This is a genomic window from Peribacillus acanthi, assembly GCF_003073175.1.
Classification (GTDB): Bacteria; Bacillota; Bacilli; order Bacillales; family DSM-1321; genus Bacillus_BN; species Bacillus_BN acanthi.
In genome coordinates, this window is sequence record NZ_QBBX01000009.1 from 1 (window position 1) to 21,687 (window position 21,687).

Genomic DNA, 21,687 nt, shown 5'->3' on the forward strand with positions numbered 1-21,687 from the left:
CGTATTTTACCCGCAATCCTATCCAAAAATGACAAAAGACATCGAGAGGGAGGCCTCTCGATGTCTTTTGTCGACAATCTGAAGCACTTAGGTGCTTTTTTGTTGATATAAATTATTACAGTTTGTTCCAATTGTTTTTTAATATATCATTATTCTATGTTTTTTTATAAAAAGTATATAGCAATTTGAAATAACTTGTTCTATAATAAAAAATTGTGATAAAAATAAAATATTTAGGTTTAGACTTGATAATTAAGGAATAAACTATAAACTGTGAGAAAGTCAAGTAAGAGTAGTGAAAAAAATTCGACATTTCTTGTTTCCTTAAACTTCCAAGCGGAAAAGAAGGAATATGAGGAATCATGGAGAATTATTGAGTATGATGAGAAAGCCTGTTATTTACATTGATGCAGATGCATGTCCTGTGAAAAGTGAAATTAATGATTGTGCAAAGATTTACAATCTTGAAACGGTATTTGTAGCTTCAATAAAGAACAGTATGAAAGAACCAACCGAAGGAAGGTGGGTATACGTCGACTGGGATAAGGAAGCAGCCGATCTTTACATAATGAACCATGTACATTCATTGGATATTTGTATTACAGCAGATATTGGCCTTGCAGCCGGTTTACTAGGAAAAAAGGTTTATGTGCTTTCCCCGAAGGGAATAGAATACGATGATTTCAATATTCAGTCCATGCTTGCCTTTAGGCATATATCAGCTAAAAATAGGCGAAGTGGTAAACACTCTAAAGGTCCGAAAGCATTCACAAGTGAAGATAAAAAGGTATTTTCTCAAAACTTATTAAAAATCTTGTCGAATCATGCAGGAATTCTTTAAGCTTTATTGAATTAGAAAGTATCATCAAAATAAGTGATTGGTGATGATATGTCAAATACAATGTCAAATACACGTATATCAGAAGAACAATTAAATCAAATTCGTAATGCTGTCGATATCGTGGATTTGGTTAGCGAATACGTTCAGCTCAAAAAACAAGGGCGAAATTATTTCGGCCTTTGTCCGTTTCACGGTGAAAACTCACCGTCATTTTCAGTGGCGCCAGAAAAACAGATATTTCATTGTTTTGGATGTGGAGCTGGAGGAAATATATTTACTTTCCTCATGGATATTGAAGGGCTTAGCTTTCTTGAAGCGGCAAAAAAACTTGCAGATAAAGCTAATGTCCCATTGGATATCGTTTTGAATCAATCTGATTCAACTCAAATAGATTCCTCGCCTTTCCATAAGATGATAGAGGCACATGAGTTATTACGTAAATTTTACCATCATTTGTTAGTAAACACAAAAGAGGGTGAGCATGCATTGGAATATTTGCTTCAAAGAGGATTTACAGAAGAAGCAATTTATAAATTCCAATTAGGGTACTCACTAGGTTCATGGGATTTCGTTTATAAATTCCTTACTAAAAGGGGATTTGATGAAGATTTGTTGGAAGAATCCGGACTGATCATTAAGAGTGAGAGGGAAGGAAAATACTTTGACAGATTTAGAAATAGAATCATGTTCCCAATTCTTGATGCTAAGGGTAATACGATTGCTTTTTCAGGAAGGTCATTAGGGGATGATGATCCCAAATATTTAAATAGTCCTGAAACGCCAATCTTTCATAAAAGCAACATCCTATATAATTTTCACATGGCAAGGTCCCATATCAGGAAGAAAGAAAAAGCTGTCCTGATGGAAGGTTTTGCTGATACAATCACTGCCTCAATGGCAGGTGTTGAAAATGTAATAGCCACTATGGGCACTGCATTGACAGACGACCACCTTGGACTATTAAAAAGAAATACAAATGAAATTCTGATATGCTATGATTCGGATTCTGCCGGAATTGAGGCGGCAAATAAAGCCGCAAAAACCATTTATGAAGCCGGCATGAATGTTAGCATAGCGGTAATGCCAGATGGTTTAGACCCTGACGACTATATAAAAAAATTCGGTGCTCAAAGTTTTGCACAAGAAGTAATTGGAAATAGTCTAACATTCATTGCATTTAAAATGAAATATTTACGAAGGGGTAAAAACCTAAACAATGAAGGCGATCGTCTTTCATATATACAAGAAGTTCAAAAAGAAATTGTGAAAATCAAGAATGAGGTGGAACGTGAGCATTACTTACGACAACTTTCTTCCGAATTCACTTTATCTTTAGACGCTTTATTACAGCAACAGAAGAAAATATTCTTTTCTGAGAAAAAGAAAGGCAATGTAGGAGTTGCCAATAAAGTTGATATTCAGGCACAAATTCCTTTGCAATATGAGCAGAAGTTAAAGCCGGCTTATATGAAGGCAGAGAGACTATTGATAGCTCATATGTTACAAAATAAGGATACATTCATTAAAATCTCGAATCTCCTTCAAGGGATAGACCTTAATATAGACGAACATCAAGCCATTATTGCTTACATCTATGCTTATTATGAGAAATATGAAGAGCCGGATGCAAGTTTGTTGATGAATACCATTCTAGATGTGGATTTACGTAGAATACTTTCAGAAATAGAAATGATGTCTGTCAATGATGAGGTAACAGATCGAGAATTAACTGATTATATAAATTCCGTTTTGAAATATAAAAAGATGCTAATCATAAAAGAAAAAGAAGCGGAAAGAGATGAAGCGATCAAAAGAGGCGACTATATCAAGGCCGCTTCAATCGCTAATGAAATTCTTAAATTATAAATTATTATATAGGCTGTTATGTGGTGAAAGTTTGGAAGGAGGGGAACAAATGGCTGATAAATCAGCTCGTTCCAAAGACATTGATAACGAATTAAGCATAGACCAAGTAAAAGAGCAATTACTTGAGCAAGGTAAAAAACGTGGGGTACTTACTTATGATGAGGTAAGTGACCGACTTTCAAGTTTTGAGCTTGAATCTGATCAATTAGATGAATTTCTTGAATACTTGGGTGAGCAAGGTGTAGAGGTTCTTTCTGAAACCGATGATGATGAAAATCCGAATATACAAGAACTATCTAAAGAAGAAGAATTTGATTTAAATGACTTAAGTGTTCCTCCTGGTGTGAAAATTAATGATCCTGTACGTATGTACTTGAAAGAAATTGGTCGTGTCGATCTTCTTTCTGGTGAAATGGAAATTCAATTGGCTAAGCGTATTGAGGAAGGCGATGAAGAAGCTAAGCGCCGCCTAGCGGAAGCTAACCTTCGTCTTGTCGTAAGTATTGCAAAGAGATATGTGGGTCGAGGTATGTTATTCTTAGATCTTATCCAAGAAGGTAACATGGGCTTGATTAAAGCGGTAGAAAAATTTGATTATCGTAAAGGATACAAGTTCAGTACGTACGCAACTTGGTGGATTAGACAGGCGATCACACGCGCTATTGCCGATCAAGCACGTACAATTCGTATTCCAGTTCATATGGTAGAAACAATCAATAAGTTAATCCGAGTACAAAGACAATTGTTACAGGATTTAGGTCGTGAGCCATCTCCAGAAGAGATAGCTGAAGATATGGATTTAACGCCAGATAAAGTTAGAGAAATCCTAAAAATCGCTCAAGAACCTGTATCTTTAGAAACACCGATTGGTGAAGAAGACGATTCTCACTTAGGTGATTTTATTGAAGATCAAGATGCGACTTCTCCTTCTGAGCATGCTGCTTACGAACTTCTTAAAGAGCAATTAGAAGATGTATTGGATACGCTAACTGATCGTGAAGAAAATGTTTTACGTTTACGTTTCGGTTTAGATGATGGTCGTACTAGAACATTGGAAGAGGTTGGGAAGGTTTTCGGTGTAACGCGTGAACGTATCCGACAAATCGAGGCTAAAGCCCTTCGTAAATTAAGGCATCCAAGCCGCAGCAAACGTTTAAAAGACTTCTTAGAATAAGAAAGAATGATCCCAAAAAGGTGGCTCTAAAATCGTAATTGAGGAACGATTTTAAGCCCCCTTTTTTTATGGATAATTTTTGTCAAAACTTAAGTTCTCTAACCGATATTAATATAGAATATATAAAAATGGATAGAGTCGTAACTAAAGTATTTTGAAATCGATTAATTAGAGAATTTAATATAGGAAACGTCCTATTCTTTTAGGAAGTGATGGATTGAACGATACGAGGAAGAAGATTGTAGTAAATGAAATTTTATATTGGAAGAAAAATCGCTTGCTTCCTGAGCATTATTGCGATTACTTATTGGCTTTATATACGGAAGGTAATGAGAGTGAAAGGAAAGAAGAGAATAAACAAAAGTTATTGTCACCAGTAAAATCAAATGGAGTGATTCCCCTATATTTTGTAATCGTTTTCCTTTCTATACTAGGGATATTTATATCAGAGTTTACATCCTTCCATAATGCTTTTCAAGGTATTATAATTTTAATGATTGTTGTTTTATTATTAGGCATTACGTATTTATTTTCAAAAAGGTCTCTTAACTATCAAGTACCATTAATTGCTTCTGCCTTCTTATTGCTATTATTTACAGTTAAAATGGCTGAATTCCTTTTCCTAAATCAAATTATGGTTTTATATTTTTCCTTACTTTTTCATTGTTTTGCTTGGATCGTCCTAGGTTGGAGGTTGAAATTAACCTATTTTAAAATTGCTGGCCTTCTGGGAGGAATTTTGGTTTTATATTTTTTAGGAAGGCATTCTGGCGTTTTTTAAAGAAAATTAATTTAAAATTAGACAATAATTTAGCGTTTTTGTAGAATAATAAAGAGGTAATCTATTTTTGAAGGGCCTATTTTTGTCTAAATTCCGAATTTCTATTATATCTTGTCGTTTAGGTCTTTTCCAAAATAATAATTTCAAGTAAAATAATAGTTGCTTGTAATTATTTTGACAGTCAGGTTTATACATAGGGGAGGTAAACTACTATGAATCGCAATCCAATTATTCCATTCGTACTAATTATGGTTTTTGGTATCGGCTTGGTTTTTGCTTTATCAATCAATGGTCTTGAAAATGCAAAAGAACAAGCTGCTGAAAAAGAAGGCGGAGAAAAGACAGAAGAAGTTGCTTCAGGTTCTCCAGAGGATACTTACAAAGCTAGCTGTATCGGTTGCCATGGTGACCAATATCAAGGTGGCTTAGGTCCTGCATTAAAAGGAGTTGGAGAAAGGTACACTCCAGACCAAATTAAAGACATCCTGGTTAATGGTAAAGGATCAGGAATGCCAGGAGGTCTAGTGGCTGAAGGCCAAGTAGATGAAATGGCAAAGTGGTTATCTGAACTCAAATAATGCTACATGATAAGATGGACGGCTGAACTAAGCATCAGCCGTCCATTTTTCATGGAAAGGAATAGGGTTTAACGTAACCCACTTGCAACGGAAAAGAAACATTCCTTATACTTAAGAAACAAATAATGCTGATAGGAAGGTTCTAAACATATGAATATTGAAAAGTTATCAAAGCGACTTGAAGCAGTGGCTTCTTATATACCATCAGAGAGCATTCTAGCAGACATTGGATCAGATCATGCATATTTACCATGCTATGCTGTATTGAATGGGTTAGTATCTAGAGCAATCGCTGGAGAGGTGGTTGAAGGTCCATTTCAATCTGCTCGCAATCAAGTTCAATCTGCCGGCTTGACGGAAAAAATTGAGGTCAGAAAAGGTGACGGGTTGGACGTTTTGCAGACGGATGAAGCCACAGTAGTTACCATTGCAGGAATGGGAGGAACCCTGATTTCCTCTATTTTAGAGCGTGGAAAAGACAAACTAAAGAAGACAGAAAGGCTCATTTTACAGCCTAACATTCATGCAATAAGTATTAGAGAATGGTTACTGAACAATGGATGGCAGCTAATCAAAGAACAAATCCTTGAAGAAGATGGAAAGATTTATGAGATTTTAGTTGCTGATAAAGGAAATCCTTCTCTTCCTTACCAAGAAAATAAAGAAGCAGCTTTGTTAATGGGACCATTTTTGTTAAAAGAAAAAAACAATACCTTTGTGAAAAAATGGGACCATGAGAAAAAACATTGGTTGCAAATCCTTAAACAGCTGGAGCTATCTGGCGAGACGAAGGAAGCCGAACAGAAAAAACAAGAATTGCAGATGAAAATTTCGATGGTAGAGGAGCTGTTGAAATGAAGAAAAAACCAAATGGTTACGAAATCATACAATTGTTCGAGCAATTCGCACCGAAAAACCTTGCAATGGAAGGAGATAGGATTGGGCTTGAATTGGGTACATTAAATAAACCTATTCATAAAGTAATGGTAGCTCTAGATGTTCTAGATGAAGTAGTTGATGAAGCAATAAAAAAAGGAGTAGACCTAATTATTGCTCACCATCCCATCATGTACCGTCCACTAAAGAATATTGTGACGGATCAGCCATCTGGTCAACTCGTTGAAAAATTAATAAAAAACGATATTTCCGTTTATGCGGCACATACCAATCTAGATATAACAGATGGTGGGGTAAACGACATGTTGGCTGAGGCCATAGGTTTACAAGATTCGAGCATCCTGATTCCTACCTATGAAGAACCATTGAGAAAACTTATAGTCTTCGTACCGAAAGAAGCCGAACATACGGTAAGGGAAGCACTTGGAAATGCAGGAGCTGGTTATATAGGAGATTATAGTCACTGTTCTTTCTCAACCGAAGGATATGGACGTTTCCTCCCAGGTGAAGGTACAAATCCATACATAGGTTCAAAGGGCAAACTAGAAGTAGTAGAGGAAATCAAAGTCGAAACTGTCTATCCCAAGACCTTGGAGAAAAAAATTCTAAACGCAATGTTTAAAGCACATCCATATGAAGAAGTTGCTTTTGATATATATAATATTGAAAACAAGGGTAAAGCATATGGGTTAGGTAGAATCGGAAATCTCCCAACTGAAATGAGCTTAGAACAGTTTGCTGAACACTTGAAGCAAAGTTTACAGCTAGAAGGACTTAGAGTAGTTGGTGATTTTAATGCACCAATCAAGAAAGTAGCTGTGGTAGGTGGTGATGGCAATAAGTATTGGAGTCAAGCGAAGTTTAAAGGTGCAGATGTTTATGTCACAGGCGATTTGTATTACCATGTCGCACATGACGCAATGGCTGCCGGCCTGAATATTGTTGATGCTGGACACAATATTGAAAAAGTCATGAAATTAGGGGTCGTAAAGAAAATGAAGGAACTAGTAGACCAAAAAGGTTTTGAGACAGAGTTTATCGTTTCTGAAATCAATACGGATCCTTTTAAGTTTATGTAACAAAATGGCCGGACCCATTTCGAATGGTCCGGCCATTTTTATTAATCTTATCCCGTATTAATGGATGATTAGAACACCATCATGGGAGATAACTACCCTATAAAATCCAATTGGGCCAGACTTACCTTAAATTGAACATAACCCCTGATTATCAAAGGCTTAAATTATTGTACTGATTGTGGATTTTTAACTTTCGGTAGAATTTTATTTAGTGGAACATTTCGCTCACGTTTCCAAGTTATTTCATCTACAGGATTATAATTCTCAAGAAAGGCAATAACCTCTTTTGTGATAGGGGTTGGGGTGGATGCTCCGGCTGTTACAGCAACCGTTTCGACACCTTCAAGCCAATCGAGTTGTATTTCAGAAACATCTGCCACTCTATAAGATTTCGTACCGGCAATTTCCTCAGAAACTTGTGCAAGTCTGTTGGAATTATTACTCATTGGGTCTCCTACTACAATAAGAAGGTCTGCGCTTCCTGCTTGTTCAGCTACAGCTTCCTGACGAACCTGTGTTGCAAGACAAATTTCTTTATGCACTTCTGTGTGAGGATATTTTTCCTTCACTTTTTCAATAATATGGGAGACGTCCCACTGGCTCATAGTCGTTTGGTTCGTCACAATAAGTTTATCTGCTTGAATTGTTAGAGAGTCTACATCTTCAACCTTTTCCACCAAATGGACGATTTCTGGAGCCACACCTACAGCCCCCTCAGGTTCTGGATGCCCTTTTTTCCCGATGTATATGACATGATAACCTTCTTTTTGTTTTTGACGGATCAGGTCATGTGTAGCTGTGACATCTGGACAAGTCGCATCGATTGTAACTAACCCTTTTTCCTTAGCTAATTCTCGGACTTCAGGTGAGACCCCATGAGCTGTAAATATGACAGTTCCACCAGTTACTTTTTCAAGAATTTCTTTTCGATTTGAACCATCCAATGTAATAATGCCTTCTTCTTCAAATGCATCCGTCACATGTTTATTATGAACAATCATCCCCAGAATGTAGATGGGACGTGGTAATGTTTTATCCAAAGCGGCGTTTCTTGCAATAACCATTGCGTCTACAACGCCGTAGCAGTAACCGCGAGGAGCAATTTTTAATACTTTCATTTATATCCTCCTTAGAAAAGCAGAGCAACTAAAACTCTTATTCTACCTAACATTATATAAAACCCGCTAGGATATTACAAAGATTGGTTTTACTTTACTAAGGAATTGTTATACGAATAGCTTAGGTATTGATTCTCCTGCACGTAATCTATTTGGAGAGGATTTCGTTTGTTTAGATTCAACAAGTTCTGAAGCATCATTTCGTACTTCTTTGAATTCTCTCTCTTTTTCTGATTTTCCAGAAACCACCGTATGAGAATCCTCTTTTGTCTCCTTTAATTCTTCAGCAACTGGATCATTATTGTTTGAATCTTTTAATCCTTGATAGATTTTCCACATTGCTGGGATGTTCTTGACTAAAGGTCCATATTGAGATACTACTGGACCAATCGTTTCAACTGCTTGAAGAACTTTCTGTGTATTGGTTAACATCGTCGTGAGGGAGCCAGGATTTGTGAGGCTTTGAAGGATACCGCCCCCAGCTGTAGATGCTGCTGCACTTCTAGTAGCTTCACCTGCTGCTGCTGTTGGTATAGAAAAAAGGTTTTGTGGCATATTGGCTGCAGCTTTTTGCTTGTTTTTACCTAAAATTCGAGACAGTAATCCACCTTCTTTGCCACCACGTTTATTTTGACGGAAGCCTTGATTAGACTGCATATTTTGAAATCCTTGATTTTGAGAAGGAAAAGCATGTTGTTGTACCATTTGTTGATTCAAATTTTGAAATGGCATAGGGTTTTGAAAAGAATGAAAAGGTTGCTGCTGTTGCATCATCATTCTAGGGATTCTATGTTGGCCTACTGCTTGTTGCATTCTAAATCGTCTCGCAGGTCCATTCTGGAAACCGAATTGCATAAGAATATTCCTCCTTCCTCGCTAAACACTTTAGTACGCTTTATAATAGACTATGCGAAATAAATAAAAACGAGATAAAAACCTAAAATATATATAGATTAGAAAATAAGGATTAAATATTCCGATGAATGTGAATATTTAGGTAAGAAGACTTATTTACTCAATAATATAGAAATATCGCATATTTGGTTGAGTTCAGAGGATAAAGAGGATAAGATAAGAAAAGTAGTTTCTGAGCGGACTTAACTCATTTTATATAAATTAATCATTTAAGAGGTGTAACATTTTATGAAACAGAATCAATTTGAACGGTTTTCATTTCATCCATATATTATTGAAGCCATAAATGAAATTGGCTTTACAAAACCGACAGATGTTCAGGAGAGAGTCATTCCTGCAGCTCTAAAGGGTACAAGCATTATTGGACAATCTCAGACTGGGACGGGTAAGACACATTCTTATTTATTACCAATCCTTCAGAATATTGACCCAACTAAAAATGAAGTTCAGGCAATCATTACTGCGCCAACGCGGGAGCTCGCCAATCAAATCTATAAAGAGGCCCTAAAATTTGCTACGCATTTTCCTGAAGAAACTCCCCTAAATGTACGTTGTTATATGGGTGGGACAGATAAGCAAAGGACGATTGATAAATTAAAGCAACAGCCTCATCTAGTGATTGGTACTCCAGGTCGCATTAAAGATTTAATGGAAGATACTGCTTTGCAAGTGTTTACAGCAGGAACTTTGGTTATCGATGAAGCGGACTTAATGCTCGATATGGGCTTTATCGAAGATGTCGATAAGATTGCAGTTAGAATGAAAGAAAATCTGCAAATGCTAGTTTTCTCTGCCACAATTCCTGAAAAGTTAAAACCTTTCTTAAAGAAATACATGGAAAATCCTAAATATGTTCATGTCGACCCTAAGCAAGTCACTGCACAGAAAATTGAGCATGTTTTAATACCTTTACGTCATCGTAATAAAATTCAACTGTTACACGATATGGTTATCCAATATAATCCATACTTAGCGATTATCTTCACTAATACGAAGAAAATGGCTGATCAGGTAGCCGATGCATTGATGGCTAAGGGTATGAGGGTTGGTCGGATTCACGGAAATTTATCACCACGTGACCGAAAGAAAATGATGAAGCAGATAACAAATCTTGAATTTCAATATATTGTAGCAACAGATTTAGCTGCAAGGGGAATCGATATTGAAGGTGTAAGCCATGTCATCAATTTTGAAATCCCTTCTGACCTTGACTTCTACGTTCATAGAACAGGTCGTACTGCACGTGCAGGTTATTCAGGGATTGCAGCCACAATTTATGAACAAACTGATGAGGACGCATTGAACCGTTTAGAAAAAATGGGTATTGAATTCAAGAACCTGGATTTACAAAACGGTGAATGGATTGAAACGGATGACCGTAATAAACGTAAAAACCGTAAAAAACAAACCAATGAGATAGAAAAGAAAGCCAAGTCCATGGTTCAAAAATCTACAAAAGTAAAACCAGGATATAAAAAGAAACACCAACGAGAAGTTGAAGAAATGAAGAAAAAACAACGCAGAATAGAGAAAAGAACGAACAAATAATTAAATAGAGTAGCAAGAGGGGGAATGAGGATGCTTAAAATCGGATCCCACGTATCAATGAGTGGAAAAAAGATGCTGTTAGCAGCTAGTGAGGAAGCTGTATCATATGGTGCCAATACATTCATGGTTTATACAGGTGCCCCTCAAAATACAAGAAGGAAAAAAATCGAGGATTTAAATATTGAAGCTGGAAGACTCCATATGGAAAAACACGGTATTGATGAAATCATAGTCCATGCTCCATATATCATCAATATCGGCAATTCCCAAAACCCAGATACATTTGAATTAGGCGTAAACTTCCTTCGAATGGAAATCGAGAGGACCGCAGCAATCGGTGCAAAGCAAATTGTCCTCCACCCAGGTGCTCATGTTGGAGCTGGAACAGAAGCGGGTATAGCTAAGATTGTAGAAGGTTTGAATGAAGTACTAACAAGCGATCAAACCGTCCAAATTGCTTTGGAAACAATGGCTGGAAAAGGATCAGAATGTGGAAAATCATTTGAAGAAATCGCAATGATTATGGATGGTGTCACGTTAAATGATAAACTTTCCGTTTGTTTTGATACTTGTCACATTCATGATGCAGGCTATAATATTGTCGAAGACTTTGATGGTGTGCTTAACGAGTTCGATAAGATTGTCGGAATAGACCGATTGAAGGTTCTGCATATTAATGATAGTAAGAACGCAGTCGGAATGAGGAAGGACCGCCACGAAAACATAGGCTTTGGACATATCGGTTTTTCTGCATTGGATTACATCGTTCACCATCCTCAACTGATGCATGTTCCTAAAATTCTTGAGACTCCTTATGTAGGAGAAGACAAAAATGATAAAAAGCCACCTTACAAACATGAAATAGAAATGCTTCGTAACAGAACATTCAATGAGAATCTTCTTGATGTCATTAGAGCAGATTAATACTATTGAAAGAGGAGACATCCATCAAAGCTACTGGATGTCTCCTTTTTTGAAAGATATCACGTGTTTGTCAATTGTTTAAAAATACTTTCAACTTGCTTCGCGGTTGTCGGATTACAAATTTGAGCAATCTGTGCTAAAAGTGTATTTCGTTCAGATTCGTTAAATATATTTATGTTTTTCCCTCTTAGCAATTGAACAATTTGGTTGCCTTGTTGCCTAGAGATTTGAATTCCATATTGACCGCCAATACTTAGTAACTCATCGGTACTCATTCGATTTATCTTCATGTTGATGATCGTTTCAAACAGTTTCATCGAATCCCCCCTCCAAACTAACATATGAAAAACATAAGTTAGAATGAACCACTTTTTATAAAGTAAGACTTCTATCAGTGGGAATTTTTCGTCCTCCTTATGGGTTAGTCGAGCCAATATGAACTTTTACGGGCAATGGTATTCTCCACCTGATATATTTGTTCTCTTGTTATTCATAGATAAGCTTTTTCAGCCCGTAAATGAAGAACAATTGAAGGCAAGGCTTATTAGGATTGTTCTTTACTCTTATGGTATGGTTCTTTACACCTTTCATAAAAAGGAGTATACTACACAATGTTAAATCGTAATGATTACTAGAAATGCGAAGGAGGTTAATACCTCTGTAGCAAGACTTTATAAAAAATAGGTGATACCTTTGAATAATTCAATCATTCAAGTAAAGGATCTTTCTTATAAATACGAAAGTGATATTGTGCTTGAACATATAAATCTTACAGTGGATAAAGGGTCCTTTCTTGGGATAGTTGGCCCGAATGGATCAGGAAAGTCTACACTTTTAAAGCTGTTATTGGGTCTTATAAAAATACAGCAGGGAGAAATCCGTTTATTTGAAACGGACATAAAGCAATTCAAGGATTGGGATAAAATTGGTTATGTATCTCAAAAGGCTAATTCATTTAATTCAGGTTTTCCAGCAACGGTCTATGAAGTAGTAGCCAGTGGATTGACAAAAAAATTGGGTCTTTTCAAATTTCAAACAAAGCAGCATAAAGAAAAAATTCTAGATGCTTTAGAATCTGTTGGTATGATTTCATTTTGGAACCGTAATATCGGAGAGCTTTCTGGGGGTCAACAACAAAGAGTCTTTATTGCTAGGGCACTTGTAAGCGATCCAGAATTGTTAATACTAGATGAGCCTACCGTTGGTGTAGACGCGCAGAATGTAAAACAGTTTTATACGATGTTAGAAGATTTAAACCATACACTAGGAATTACCTTATTGTTAGTTACTCACGATATTGGGTCAGTATCTGAAAAGGTGACTCATGTTGCTTGTTTAAACAAACATATGCATTTCCATGGAAACACGAAAGAATATATAAAATATCACTATATAGATTAACGGGAGGATTCCCATGCTGTTGGACTTATTTCATTATGAGTTTTTACAAAATGCTTTTTTGACAGGTATTATTATAGGGGCCATAGCTCCATTATTAGGAGTTTTCGTAGTTGTAAGGAGATTATCTTTAATTGCGGATGCATTAAGCCATGTAACTTTAGCAGGGATTGCATTCAGTCTATTGCTAGAAAAAAAGTTTACGTCCTTTATTGGCATAAATCCTTTATATCTAGGAATGACTTTTTCAGTCATTGGTTCCTTGTTCATTGAAAGGCTAAGAAGTGTGTACAAACATTACCAAGAATTGGCGATTCCTATCATCCTTTCTGGAGGTATTGGGATAGGTGTCATTTTTATATCCTTAGCTGATGGATTTAATACCGACTTATTCAGTTATCTTTTTGGAAGTGTCAGTGCGGTTTCGAGAGTGGATTTGGCTGTAATTATTGGTATTGCAACCTTAGTAATTGCTCTTATTGTTCTTTTATACAAAGAATTGTTTTTACTTTCTTTTGATGAAGATCATGCAAAGGCATCAGGTATCCCAGTGAAGAAAATTCATTTTATCTTTATTATCATGGTTGCACTAGTCATTGCTGCATCAATGAGGATTGTGGGAATACTTCTTGTTTCATCTCTTATGACGTTACCAGTTGCAGCTAGTATTAGGATTGCAAAAGGTTTTAAGCAAACTATTTCATTTTCAATATTATTTGGTGAAATTTCGGTAATAGGTGGACTTATTTTATCTTATTACCTAGATCTAGCGCCAGGTGGCACAATCGTTATCCTTTCTGTTCTAATATTGATTCTTTCTATCCTATATAAAAATATTCGTTACAAATTAGCTTAAAGGGTTGATACATTTATGAATGTGCAAGAAGCAATGCAGTTGTTAAAAGACAAAGGATATAAGCATACTGGCAAAAGAGAAGAAATGCTTGAATTGTTTTCATTAAGTAATAAATATTTAACGGCAAAGGATGTATTAGAGGCTATGAAGGATGATTATCCAGGATTAAGCTTTGATACAATTTACCGTAATTTATCTCTATTTGTAGAAGTCGGTGTCTGTGAAATGACAGAGCTTTCAGGAGAAAAACATTTCCGTTTTACCTGTAAGCATAATACTCATCATCATCATTTCATTTGTCTTGATTGTGGAAAGACGAAAGAGATTCATACTTGTCCAATGAGTCAACTTCAAGAAAATTTACAAGGGTACGATGTATCAGGCCATAAATTCGAGATTTATGGCAAGTGCCCAGAGTGTAATTTACAATAATGTAAATCAAAAAAAAGCGGATTCCCTTTAGGATTCCGCTTTTTTTTGATTATATCGATTGATTCTTTAACCAATTGTTTACCCAATGTTCAGCTTCAGACCAATTATTTACCCTTATAACCCTCTCCGGTACGGGTTCTTGGTTATACGGGGTATTGAATAAGATTACAGGAATACCGCATTCCTCTGAAATAGTCACAGCATTATCGTGTTTATCCTCGAAGAATAAATCTACGTTATATTTCTTGGCAGTAGCTATTTTATCATGCGAGCCAATTAGTTCTAAATGGTCAAAGTGCAGCCTATTGGATTGAAACCATTCTTTCGTAAGTTCTAAGAGATGTGATCTTCGTGCAGAAATAAAATAGAGGTCTATTTTCTTAACCCAACTATCAAGAACATCCTTTGCGCCATCTGACAAAAGAGAATTTGAATAAATATGAGGCTCATTTTCTAAGAACCATTTTGCAAAATCTTTTTCATCCTGCTTAACATATGGCAAAAAGCTATATTGTGTAACATCTTCATAAGTGAGTGTTAAATTGAATGCTTTGTTCAAAAAGGGAATAAAAGTATCAGGTCTTGTCACAGTCCCATCGATATCAATACCAAATCGTTTTTTCATGATATTCTCTCCTCTATATTTTCACTTCTAATCTTACCATAATACATTTGATTTAACTTAATACTTTCCAACTCATACAAGCTTTAACATGTACGTTTTTATAGAAGTAAGGAACAATAATAATGCACCAAAAAAGAAAGCGAGGGATTTGCAATGGAGGACAAAAAGGTCAAATTGTATCGTTCTAGAGCTGATGATGACGATGTAAAGATCTATGAGTCTGGCCGTTATGAAGAAGAAACGGCTGCCGAACTGACTGCTCCTGCAATTTTTGGTCGAGATGTTGACCGAAGAGAAGCAGTGCGTGAAGAAATGTCAGCAGGTAGAGGCTTTGGCTACACTGCGATAATCTTGTCTATTCTTTCGTTGTTTACGCTTCCAATTTTGTTTGGTGCTGCAGGAATTGTACTTGGATTTCTTGCACAAAGAAGAGGAGCGGTCACATTAGGTGCATGGGCAATTGGAATTGGAGCATTCTCCATCATAATAGGGATCTTCATACTCCCGTTTTTCTAGAAAATCTTAACTTAACGGTTTTCTAAAAAAGAAAGAGGGTGACCTTATATCGTAAATTAAACGATATAAGCTCCACCCTCTTTTTCTTTCTTATTCAGTAACCGCTGCAGACTCTTCCATTGCAGCAGCTTTTTCTTCAGCTGCTTTTTTTGCAAAGTATTCTTCCGCGATCGCGTCAATTTCTTTTTTCAATTCCTCAACCATTACCGCTTCGGGCACTTTACGAACAATTTCACCCTTACGGAACAATAATCCTTCTCCTCTAGCGCCAGCGATTCCAATATCAGCTTCTCTTGCTTCACCTGGACCGTTTACAGCACAACCAAGAACGGCAACTTTAATTGGAGCCTTAATTGTAGAAATATATTCCTCAACCTCATTTGCAATACTGATGAGATCAATTTCGATTCGTCCGCAAGTAGGACAAGAAATCAAAGTAGCTGCATTGGATGAAAGTCCAAAAGATTTTAATAATTCACGTGCAACCTTTACTTCTTCTACTGGATCAGCACTTAGTGAAATACGAAGTGTGTTTCCTATCCCTTTACTTAGTATCGCACCTAGACCGGCAGCACTTTTTACTGTACCAGCAAACAATGTGCCTGATTCTGTGATTCCTAAGTGTAATGGATAATCAAATGCCTTGGCAGCTTTTTCGTATGCTTCAATAGCAAGATTGACATCTGATGCCTTCATAGACACAATGATATCGTAGAAATCTAAGTCCTCTAGGATTTTAATGTGGTGCAATGCACTTTCAACCATACCATCAGCTGTAGGGTACCCATACTTTTCAATGATACGTTTCTCAAGTGAACCAGCGTTAACTCCAATACGGATTGGAATTCCTTTTGCTTTAGCAGCATTTACAACAGCTTCTACCTTTTCGCGTCTTCCGATATTACCAGGATTAATCCTAATTTTATCCGCTCCACCTTCGATTGCTTTTAGTGCAAGTTTGTAATCAAAATGGATATCGACAACAAGAGGAATATTGATTCGTTTCTTTATTTCTGAAATAGCATTAGCTGCTCTTTCATCGGGACATGCGACACGCACGACTTGACATCCAGCCTCTTCTAAACGAAGGATTTCGGCAACTGTAGCCTCAACATCATGTGTTTTTGTAGTTGTCATACTTTGAATTACTAATTCGTTGTTTCCGCCGATTGTTAAATTCCCTACTTTGACAGGACGGGTTTTAGTACGATGTATAATTTCACTCAAGTGGTATTCTCTCCTTTAAAAGAACGATTGAAAAATCTATGATCATGTAAGATTTAAATATAGTCGAAATAATGCTTGCTACTTAATATCTACGAAAATCATTGTATCAGTGTTTTGACTCTGATGACAAGAATTAGAATGGAATTTGTACTTTCAAAATATATAAATTGGCAGCAATCAAGTAAGTCGACGTAGTCACCAATTTGATGAAGAAAGTATGAGTGCAACAAGACTTTCACCTGCTCTTAGGTGTGGTACTATCCAAGTTTTCTAATCAGTCATTGGCAGCCTGATAGGTTGGAATTTTATATTTTTTCCCCATTTGTATTTGGTCTGGTGCTAGTCCATTATTCAGCAAGATAAAATCATCTATGATTTTGGGAATTGATTGAGACAGCTTTCCTTCGCGTTTTTCAATGATGCTTAATAAAGTATCTCCAGGTTTTACGGTAACCTCTACATAATTCATTTCTTTTATTGGACGAACTTGTTTCTCTTCCTGTTTCACTTTATTAGAAGAATCCTCAGAAGTTTTTGGAGCAGCAGCGGGAAGAGTACCTATTGAGAGGTCATAGTAAAGAACATAAACGACCAGTAAAAACAGTATGGTTCCAATAAATTTCTTCATATTAGAATATCCCCCTGAGCTTGTATACTCCATTCTATGAATGGTTTCCAACAATATGCCGATTTTTTGGCATCTATGGAAAAATGTATAGTTTATTGAAATTTAACCCATTATTTACATCCTCTTTACATTCATGATTGATAATAATAGGTATAAAGAAGGGGTGTGGAAGATGGGACTTTGGAAAGGTGAAAATGACAGCAAGAATGGTCAAATATTAAGTTTGAAAACCAAACTCTTAGTTATTGTGGTAATTTCGCTAATAGTGTCAGTTGGTAGTATTGGTTTAATTTCTACTATTAAATCAAAAAATAGTGTGACTGAGCTCATGGAGCAGAGATTGAAAAGGGAAGTTGCTATTTTTTATGGGATGTCTCAGAATACGATGATGTTGTATGTTGGTGATGAAGAAAAATTTATGAAGAAAATTCAATCTGTTGTAAAAAGACAAGATGTGGAAATGGTACGTGATAATTTACATGCTTCGTATTATGTATTAAACGAAAAAGGCTTAAATCCTTTTGATGTTAGTAAAAAAAGTGCGCCTAATTTCTCTAATGAACTACAAGAGAACATAATAAAACAGAAACAAGGAATCATTCATGAAGTAATTAATGGGAAGATGTACACTCTTAGCTTTCAATCCATTCAAGAATTAAAAGGGATTTACATTATTGCTGTACCTCAGGAGGATTATTTATCTCCAATCCATCAAATGTCTTGGTTTATTTTTTTTGTAGCTATTGGAAGTGTTTTGCTTGTTACATTATTTATTCTTATCATGATCCACAACTTAATGAAGCCTTTAATACAGCTTAGGGAGACAATGAGGATCGTTAGGAATGGTAATCTAGATGTAAATACAGATATAAAAGCAAATACTTCTGAAGTCATTTCACTCGTTAAAAGTTTTCAAGCATTAATGGCAGAAATGAAATCTCTCCTAGAAAATATAAGTGATATTTCCAACGAACTAAAAAGTAAAGGACAACATTTAGAATCCTCTTCACTAGGTATCGTTTCGAAAAATGAGGAAATGGTAGAGGGAATCCATTTGGTTAAACAAGCAGCGGCTGAAACAGCAGCTAGTTCCGAACAAAGTATTGACGCTTTTCATTCGATGAAACAAATGCTATTACATGTATTTGACGATGTAGATACAATTTTTACAAAAGCGAACGATATGAACTCTTCATCTAATGAAGGTAGTATCAAAATGCAGATAATGAGAGATAGAATGAATACATATGAACAAGATTTAAATAGGATGAGTGAAACGATTGAAGGAATGAGATCCTATTCATTATCCATTTCTTCGGTAGTAAAGCTAATCCAAAGTATTTCTGAACAAACAAAGCTATTAGCACTAAATGCGACGATAGAAGCTGCAAGAGCAGGAGAGGCAGGGAAAGGATTTTCAGTAGTGGCAGAGGAGGTTAGAAAGCTAGCTGATCAATCTACTCTAGCTGCAGAAGAAATAGGTGTCACGATTGGTAAAATGGAAAATATCACTAGTACTGCTGTATCTGATTTTCAACAAGTGAAAGACTCTATGCATGAAAATTTAATTGCCATTGAAGGTAGTCATTCTTCCTTCTTAACAGTAAATCAATTAGTTGAAGAAACAAGTAAAGGCATGAAGGATATTCAAATGAAACTGAACACACTTCATCAATCTTTACCTATGATGGAAAGCTCGGCAGAACGTTTTGTATCTTTATCTCAACAATTAAGTGCAAGTGCTGAACAAATGCTGGTTAATTCAAAAGGACACCTAGAGGAAATGAAAGAAACTCACTTAATTGGTACCCAGTTAAATGAACTTTCAAATACACTGGTTGTACAGACCGTTAAATTTGGTAAATAAGTAAAAGCCGATTCAATAGAATTAACATTGAATCGGCTTTTCTTATTGTTGAATATTACGTTGTTTTGGTTTAGGTATTTCTCGGATGGAAAGAATCAGGATAACAAAGGTAACAAACCAATTCAACATGAATCCACCTACGACATTGGTTTTGAGAAATGCCATTACGGTAAAGAACACTGTCGGTAACGTAACACTATAGGCGACAAGTCTCCAAAGATGTCGATAAGTAATATTCCTGCCCATTGAATTTTTAAAAAGGAGTCCAATGAAAGCTAGAAACGAAATTTCGATAAATTCAATACCTACGTTAAATACATAGGTTGTCAATCCAATCACTGGAAGGAATATAAATAGCATACTCTTCATTGAAATTAAAAAATTTTCTATATCATCTTTAGAAATGATAAGAGTATCCAACATTGAGTAAGGGTAAGTTTGTATGGACCCTTGTGCAACCATTACGAATTGTGTTTTAAGTAAGGCAAACCCGTTGCTAGACTGATTAGCTACATCCTGTTCAGTCATGGTACCTGTGCCATCTAAAAACAAAGTAAAATCATTTTTTCTATTCTCAATGGTTTTATTTGTGTCAGTATGTAGAGTTCCGTCTTTGATTTCAAAGTTAGGGAAGTCTGATTGTAGTGTGGATAAAGAGGATTCCAAGCCCTCTGAAATGCTTTTACCGAAATAAATAAAAGAAGGAAGTAAAGATATAAGTGTCAAAAAGAAAACATACAAAATTGTTTTACCAATTCCTTGGAAGCGGAACTTTGCAATATCCTTTGGAGAGAATAAACTTAAATAAAATTGTTTGAATATATTCATATACAACACCCATCATTTTTTATTCACATGCGTATTCATTTTATCCTCATGACAGTGATAACACAACCATATTACTAGGAGTTTTTTAAAAGGAAAACAAGTTTTTAAACTGCTTGAATAGATTTTAGTGAAACCACATTCACAATTAAACGTATAGTAGTTAACGAAATCTTGTTTTGAAAGGACGTTTACTTTGGATATCGTATTTTGGATTATCATTTCTCTAATGTTTCTAGTAGGATTTGTGGGATTAATTTATCCTATCATTCCTAGTGTTTTATTTATCTTCGGGGGCATATTACTTTATGGAGTCTTTTTTTCCTTTGAACCATTTAATTGGTTTTTCTGGACTGTCCAAGGTACATTTGTCATCATGCTTTTTGCTGCTGATTATTTAGCAAATCTAATTGGTGTTAAAAAATATGGTGGATCTAAAGCTGGTATATGGGGGAGTACAATTGGTTTAATTGTGGGCCCTATCATTATTCCTATCTTTGGTTTAATCATTGGACCATTTGCAGGAGCGGTTATTGCAGAGATTATTGTACATAAAAAAGATTTCCCAACCGCTTTGAAAATTGGCTTCGGATCAGTAGTAGGTTTTATCAGCAGTGTCATCACAAAGGGTATTATTCAAGCAGTGATGGTGATTTATTTTTTGTTTGTTGTTTTATAATTAAGTAAAGATTCAAAAATGTAGAGCAAAACATTTGTATGAATTACTAAACTTTGCTAAATTAAGAGAAGCAGGCTAAACCATTCCATCGTAATGGAAAAGCCCATTATTCCCTACATAGGAGGAATTTTATTATGGCATACGAATTACCGCAATTACCTTACGCATATGATGCACTTGAGCCTCATTTCGATAAGGAAACAATGAACATTCATCACACAAAACACCACAATACTTATGTTACAAACTTAAACGCAGCTCTAGAAGGTCAAGAAGAACTTCTTAGCAAAAGTGTTGAAGAGTTAATCTCTAACATGGATGCAATTCCTGAAGCTGCTCGTACTGCAGTTCGTAACAATGGTGGCGGTCATGCTAACCATTCATTATTCTGGCAAATCCTTTCGCCAAATGGTGGCGGTGAGCCAACTGGTGAATTAGCTGAAGCAATCAATGCAAAATTCGGAAGCTTCGAAAGCTTCAAACAAGAATTCGCTAAAGCAGCTACAACTCGTTTCGGATCTGGTTGGGCTTGGTTATCTGTTAACAACGGTGAGCTTGAATTATCTAGCACACCAAACCAAGACTCTCCATTAATGGAAGGCAAAACTCCAGTTCTAGGATTAGACGTTTGGGAGCATGCTTATTACCTACACTACCAAAACCGTCGTCCTGACTACATTGCTTCTTTCTGGAACATTGTAAATTGGGATGAAGTTTCTAAACGATACCAAGCTGCGAAGTAATAGATGCAGTTGATTAAGAGGATGACTCAAGTGAGTCATCCTCTTTTTATGTATTTATTTTGCAAAATGAGTTGATTGGAGCGAAGGCACTTGATTCTGCGGAGAATAGAAGGAAGAAGGAAATGCCCACAGCCGGTATCGCCGAGGAGACTCCCCCTCCCCGCATAAAT

General features: G+C 36.0%; 23 protein-coding genes. 16 read left to right on the forward strand and 7 right to left on the reverse strand.

The features are described 5' to 3' along the window. Positions 1–379 precede the first annotated feature (379 nt). The 7 genes from DBX25_RS10565 (at position 380) to DBX25_RS10595 (ending at position 7,216) form a co-directional block, all read left to right on the forward strand. The gene (locus tag DBX25_RS10565; protein ID WP_108670770.1) at positions 380–841 is read left to right on the forward strand and encodes a YaiI/YqxD family protein; all 462 of its coding nucleotides are present in this window, start codon (positions 380–382) and stop codon (positions 839–841) included. A 48-nt stretch (positions 842–889) separates the two neighbouring features. Further along, positions 890–2,707, forward strand: a complete 1,818-nt coding sequence (gene dnaG, locus DBX25_RS10570; protein ID WP_240620242.1) for a DNA primase — start codon at positions 890–892, stop codon at positions 2,705–2,707. Between the two features lie 49 nt (positions 2,708–2,756). Further along, positions 2,757–3,881, forward strand: coding sequence for an RNA polymerase sigma factor RpoD (gene rpoD / locus DBX25_RS10575; protein ID WP_108670927.1), 1,125 nt, complete (start codon positions 2,757–2,759; stop codon positions 3,879–3,881). 217 nt (positions 3,882–4,098) lie between these two features. After that, positions 4,099–4,662 (forward strand): hypothetical protein, encoded by a 564-nt coding sequence (locus tag DBX25_RS10580; RefSeq protein ID WP_108670771.1) that lies wholly within the window; start codon positions 4,099–4,101, stop codon positions 4,660–4,662. A gap of 212 nt (positions 4,663–4,874) precedes the next feature. Then, positions 4,875–5,240 carry a cytochrome c550 gene (gene cccA, locus DBX25_RS10585; RefSeq protein ID WP_108670772.1) on the forward strand — a complete coding sequence of 122 codons (366 nt, stop codon included), beginning with the start codon at positions 4,875–4,877 and terminating at the stop codon, positions 5,238–5,240. 150 nt (positions 5,241–5,390) lie between these two features. Then, positions 5,391–6,098, forward strand: a complete 708-nt coding sequence (locus DBX25_RS10590) for a tRNA (adenine(22)-N(1))-methyltransferase (RefSeq protein WP_108670773.1) — start codon at positions 5,391–5,393, stop codon at positions 6,096–6,098. Beyond that, positions 6,095–7,216 (forward strand): Nif3-like dinuclear metal center hexameric protein, encoded by a 1,122-nt coding sequence (locus DBX25_RS10595; protein WP_108670774.1) that lies wholly within the window; start codon positions 6,095–6,097, stop codon positions 7,214–7,216. The genes DBX25_RS10590 and DBX25_RS10595 overlap by 4 nt, the downstream gene beginning before the upstream one ends. 164 nt (positions 7,217–7,380) lie before the next feature. Here the strand turns inward: DBX25_RS10595 and DBX25_RS10600 are convergent, their stop codons facing one another. Together DBX25_RS10600 and DBX25_RS10605 are read right to left on the reverse strand one after the other, a co-directional pair. After that, positions 7,381–8,334, reverse strand: coding sequence for a 4-hydroxy-3-methylbut-2-enyl diphosphate reductase (locus DBX25_RS10600; protein WP_108670775.1), 954 nt, complete (start codon positions 8,332–8,334; stop codon positions 7,381–7,383). 108 nt (positions 8,335–8,442) lie between these two features. Beyond that, on the reverse strand, positions 8,443–9,189 hold the full coding sequence (locus tag DBX25_RS10605) for a YqfQ family protein (RefSeq protein WP_240620243.1): 747 nt from the start codon (positions 9,187–9,189) through the stop codon (positions 8,443–8,445). Between the two features lie 288 nt (positions 9,190–9,477). Between DBX25_RS10605 and DBX25_RS10610 the strand changes: the two genes are divergently transcribed. Continuing rightward, positions 9,478–10,797, forward strand: coding sequence for a DEAD/DEAH box helicase (locus DBX25_RS10610; protein ID WP_108670776.1), 1,320 nt, complete (start codon positions 9,478–9,480; stop codon positions 10,795–10,797). 30 nt (positions 10,798–10,827) lie between these two features. Beyond that, on the forward strand, positions 10,828–11,721 hold the full coding sequence (locus tag DBX25_RS10615; RefSeq protein WP_108670777.1) for a deoxyribonuclease IV: 894 nt from the start codon (positions 10,828–10,830) through the stop codon (positions 11,719–11,721). Between the two features lie 59 nt (positions 11,722–11,780). Here the strand turns inward: DBX25_RS10615 and DBX25_RS10620 are convergent, their stop codons facing one another. Next, on the reverse strand, positions 11,781–12,038 hold the full coding sequence (locus DBX25_RS10620) for a DUF2624 domain-containing protein (RefSeq protein ID WP_108670929.1): 258 nt from the start codon (positions 12,036–12,038) through the stop codon (positions 11,781–11,783). A 370-nt stretch (positions 12,039–12,408) separates the two neighbouring features. On the opposite strand from DBX25_RS10620, the gene DBX25_RS10625 reads away from it, so the two are divergent. Genes DBX25_RS10625 through DBX25_RS10635 form a run of 3 tightly spaced genes read left to right on the forward strand, consistent with a single transcriptional unit; the run spans position 12,409 to position 14,407 of the window. Further along, positions 12,409–13,122 (forward strand): metal ABC transporter ATP-binding protein, encoded by a 714-nt coding sequence (locus tag DBX25_RS10625; protein WP_420812947.1) that lies wholly within the window; start codon positions 12,409–12,411, stop codon positions 13,120–13,122. A gap of 13 nt (positions 13,123–13,135) precedes the next feature. After that, the gene (locus DBX25_RS10630; RefSeq protein WP_108670779.1) at positions 13,136–13,975 is read left to right on the forward strand and encodes a metal ABC transporter permease; all 840 of its coding nucleotides are present in this window, start codon (positions 13,136–13,138) and stop codon (positions 13,973–13,975) included. Positions 13,976–13,990: 15 nt separating this feature from the next. Then, complete coding sequence (locus DBX25_RS10635; RefSeq protein ID WP_108670780.1) at positions 13,991–14,407, forward strand: Fur family transcriptional regulator; 417 nt, start codon at positions 13,991–13,993, stop codon at positions 14,405–14,407. Between the two features lie 49 nt (positions 14,408–14,456). Here the strand turns inward: DBX25_RS10635 and DBX25_RS10640 are convergent, their stop codons facing one another. Then, positions 14,457–15,032: a 5' nucleotidase, NT5C type gene (locus tag DBX25_RS10640; RefSeq protein ID WP_108670781.1), complete on the reverse strand. Its 576-nt coding sequence runs from the start codon at positions 15,030–15,032 to the stop codon at positions 14,457–14,459. A gap of 153 nt (positions 15,033–15,185) precedes the next feature. Between DBX25_RS10640 and DBX25_RS10645 the strand changes: the two genes are divergently transcribed. After that, positions 15,186–15,548, forward strand: coding sequence for a hypothetical protein (locus DBX25_RS10645; protein ID WP_108670782.1), 363 nt, complete (start codon positions 15,186–15,188; stop codon positions 15,546–15,548). A 90-nt stretch (positions 15,549–15,638) separates the two neighbouring features. Here the strand turns inward: DBX25_RS10645 and ispG are convergent, their stop codons facing one another. Both ispG and DBX25_RS10655 read right to left on the reverse strand, forming a co-directional pair. Then, positions 15,639–16,766: a flavodoxin-dependent (E)-4-hydroxy-3-methylbut-2-enyl-diphosphate synthase gene (gene ispG / locus DBX25_RS10650; RefSeq protein ID WP_205685217.1), complete on the reverse strand. Its 1,128-nt coding sequence runs from the start codon at positions 16,764–16,766 to the stop codon at positions 15,639–15,641. A gap of 283 nt (positions 16,767–17,049) precedes the next feature. Continuing rightward, positions 17,050–17,403, reverse strand: coding sequence for a hypothetical protein (locus tag DBX25_RS10655; protein WP_108670784.1), 354 nt, complete (start codon positions 17,401–17,403; stop codon positions 17,050–17,052). A 172-nt stretch (positions 17,404–17,575) separates the two neighbouring features. On the opposite strand from DBX25_RS10655, the gene DBX25_RS10660 reads away from it, so the two are divergent. Then, positions 17,576–19,270 (forward strand): methyl-accepting chemotaxis protein, encoded by a 1,695-nt coding sequence (locus DBX25_RS10660; RefSeq protein ID WP_157950943.1) that lies wholly within the window; start codon positions 17,576–17,578, stop codon positions 19,268–19,270. 42 nt (positions 19,271–19,312) lie between these two features. On the opposite strand, the gene DBX25_RS10665 is transcribed toward DBX25_RS10660, so the two are convergent. Further along, positions 19,313–20,098 (reverse strand): DUF1189 domain-containing protein, encoded by a 786-nt coding sequence (locus DBX25_RS10665; protein WP_108670786.1) that lies wholly within the window; start codon positions 20,096–20,098, stop codon positions 19,313–19,315. A gap of 193 nt (positions 20,099–20,291) precedes the next feature. Between DBX25_RS10665 and DBX25_RS10670 the strand changes: the two genes are divergently transcribed. Together DBX25_RS10670 and DBX25_RS10675 are read left to right on the forward strand one after the other, a co-directional pair. Further along, positions 20,292–20,774: a DUF456 domain-containing protein gene (locus tag DBX25_RS10670; RefSeq protein WP_108670787.1), complete on the forward strand. Its 483-nt coding sequence runs from the start codon at positions 20,292–20,294 to the stop codon at positions 20,772–20,774. Positions 20,775–20,908: 134 nt separating this feature from the next. Next, positions 20,909–21,517 (forward strand): superoxide dismutase, encoded by a 609-nt coding sequence (locus DBX25_RS10675; protein ID WP_108670788.1) that lies wholly within the window; start codon positions 20,909–20,911, stop codon positions 21,515–21,517. The last annotated feature ends 170 nt before the right edge of the window (positions 21,518–21,687 follow it).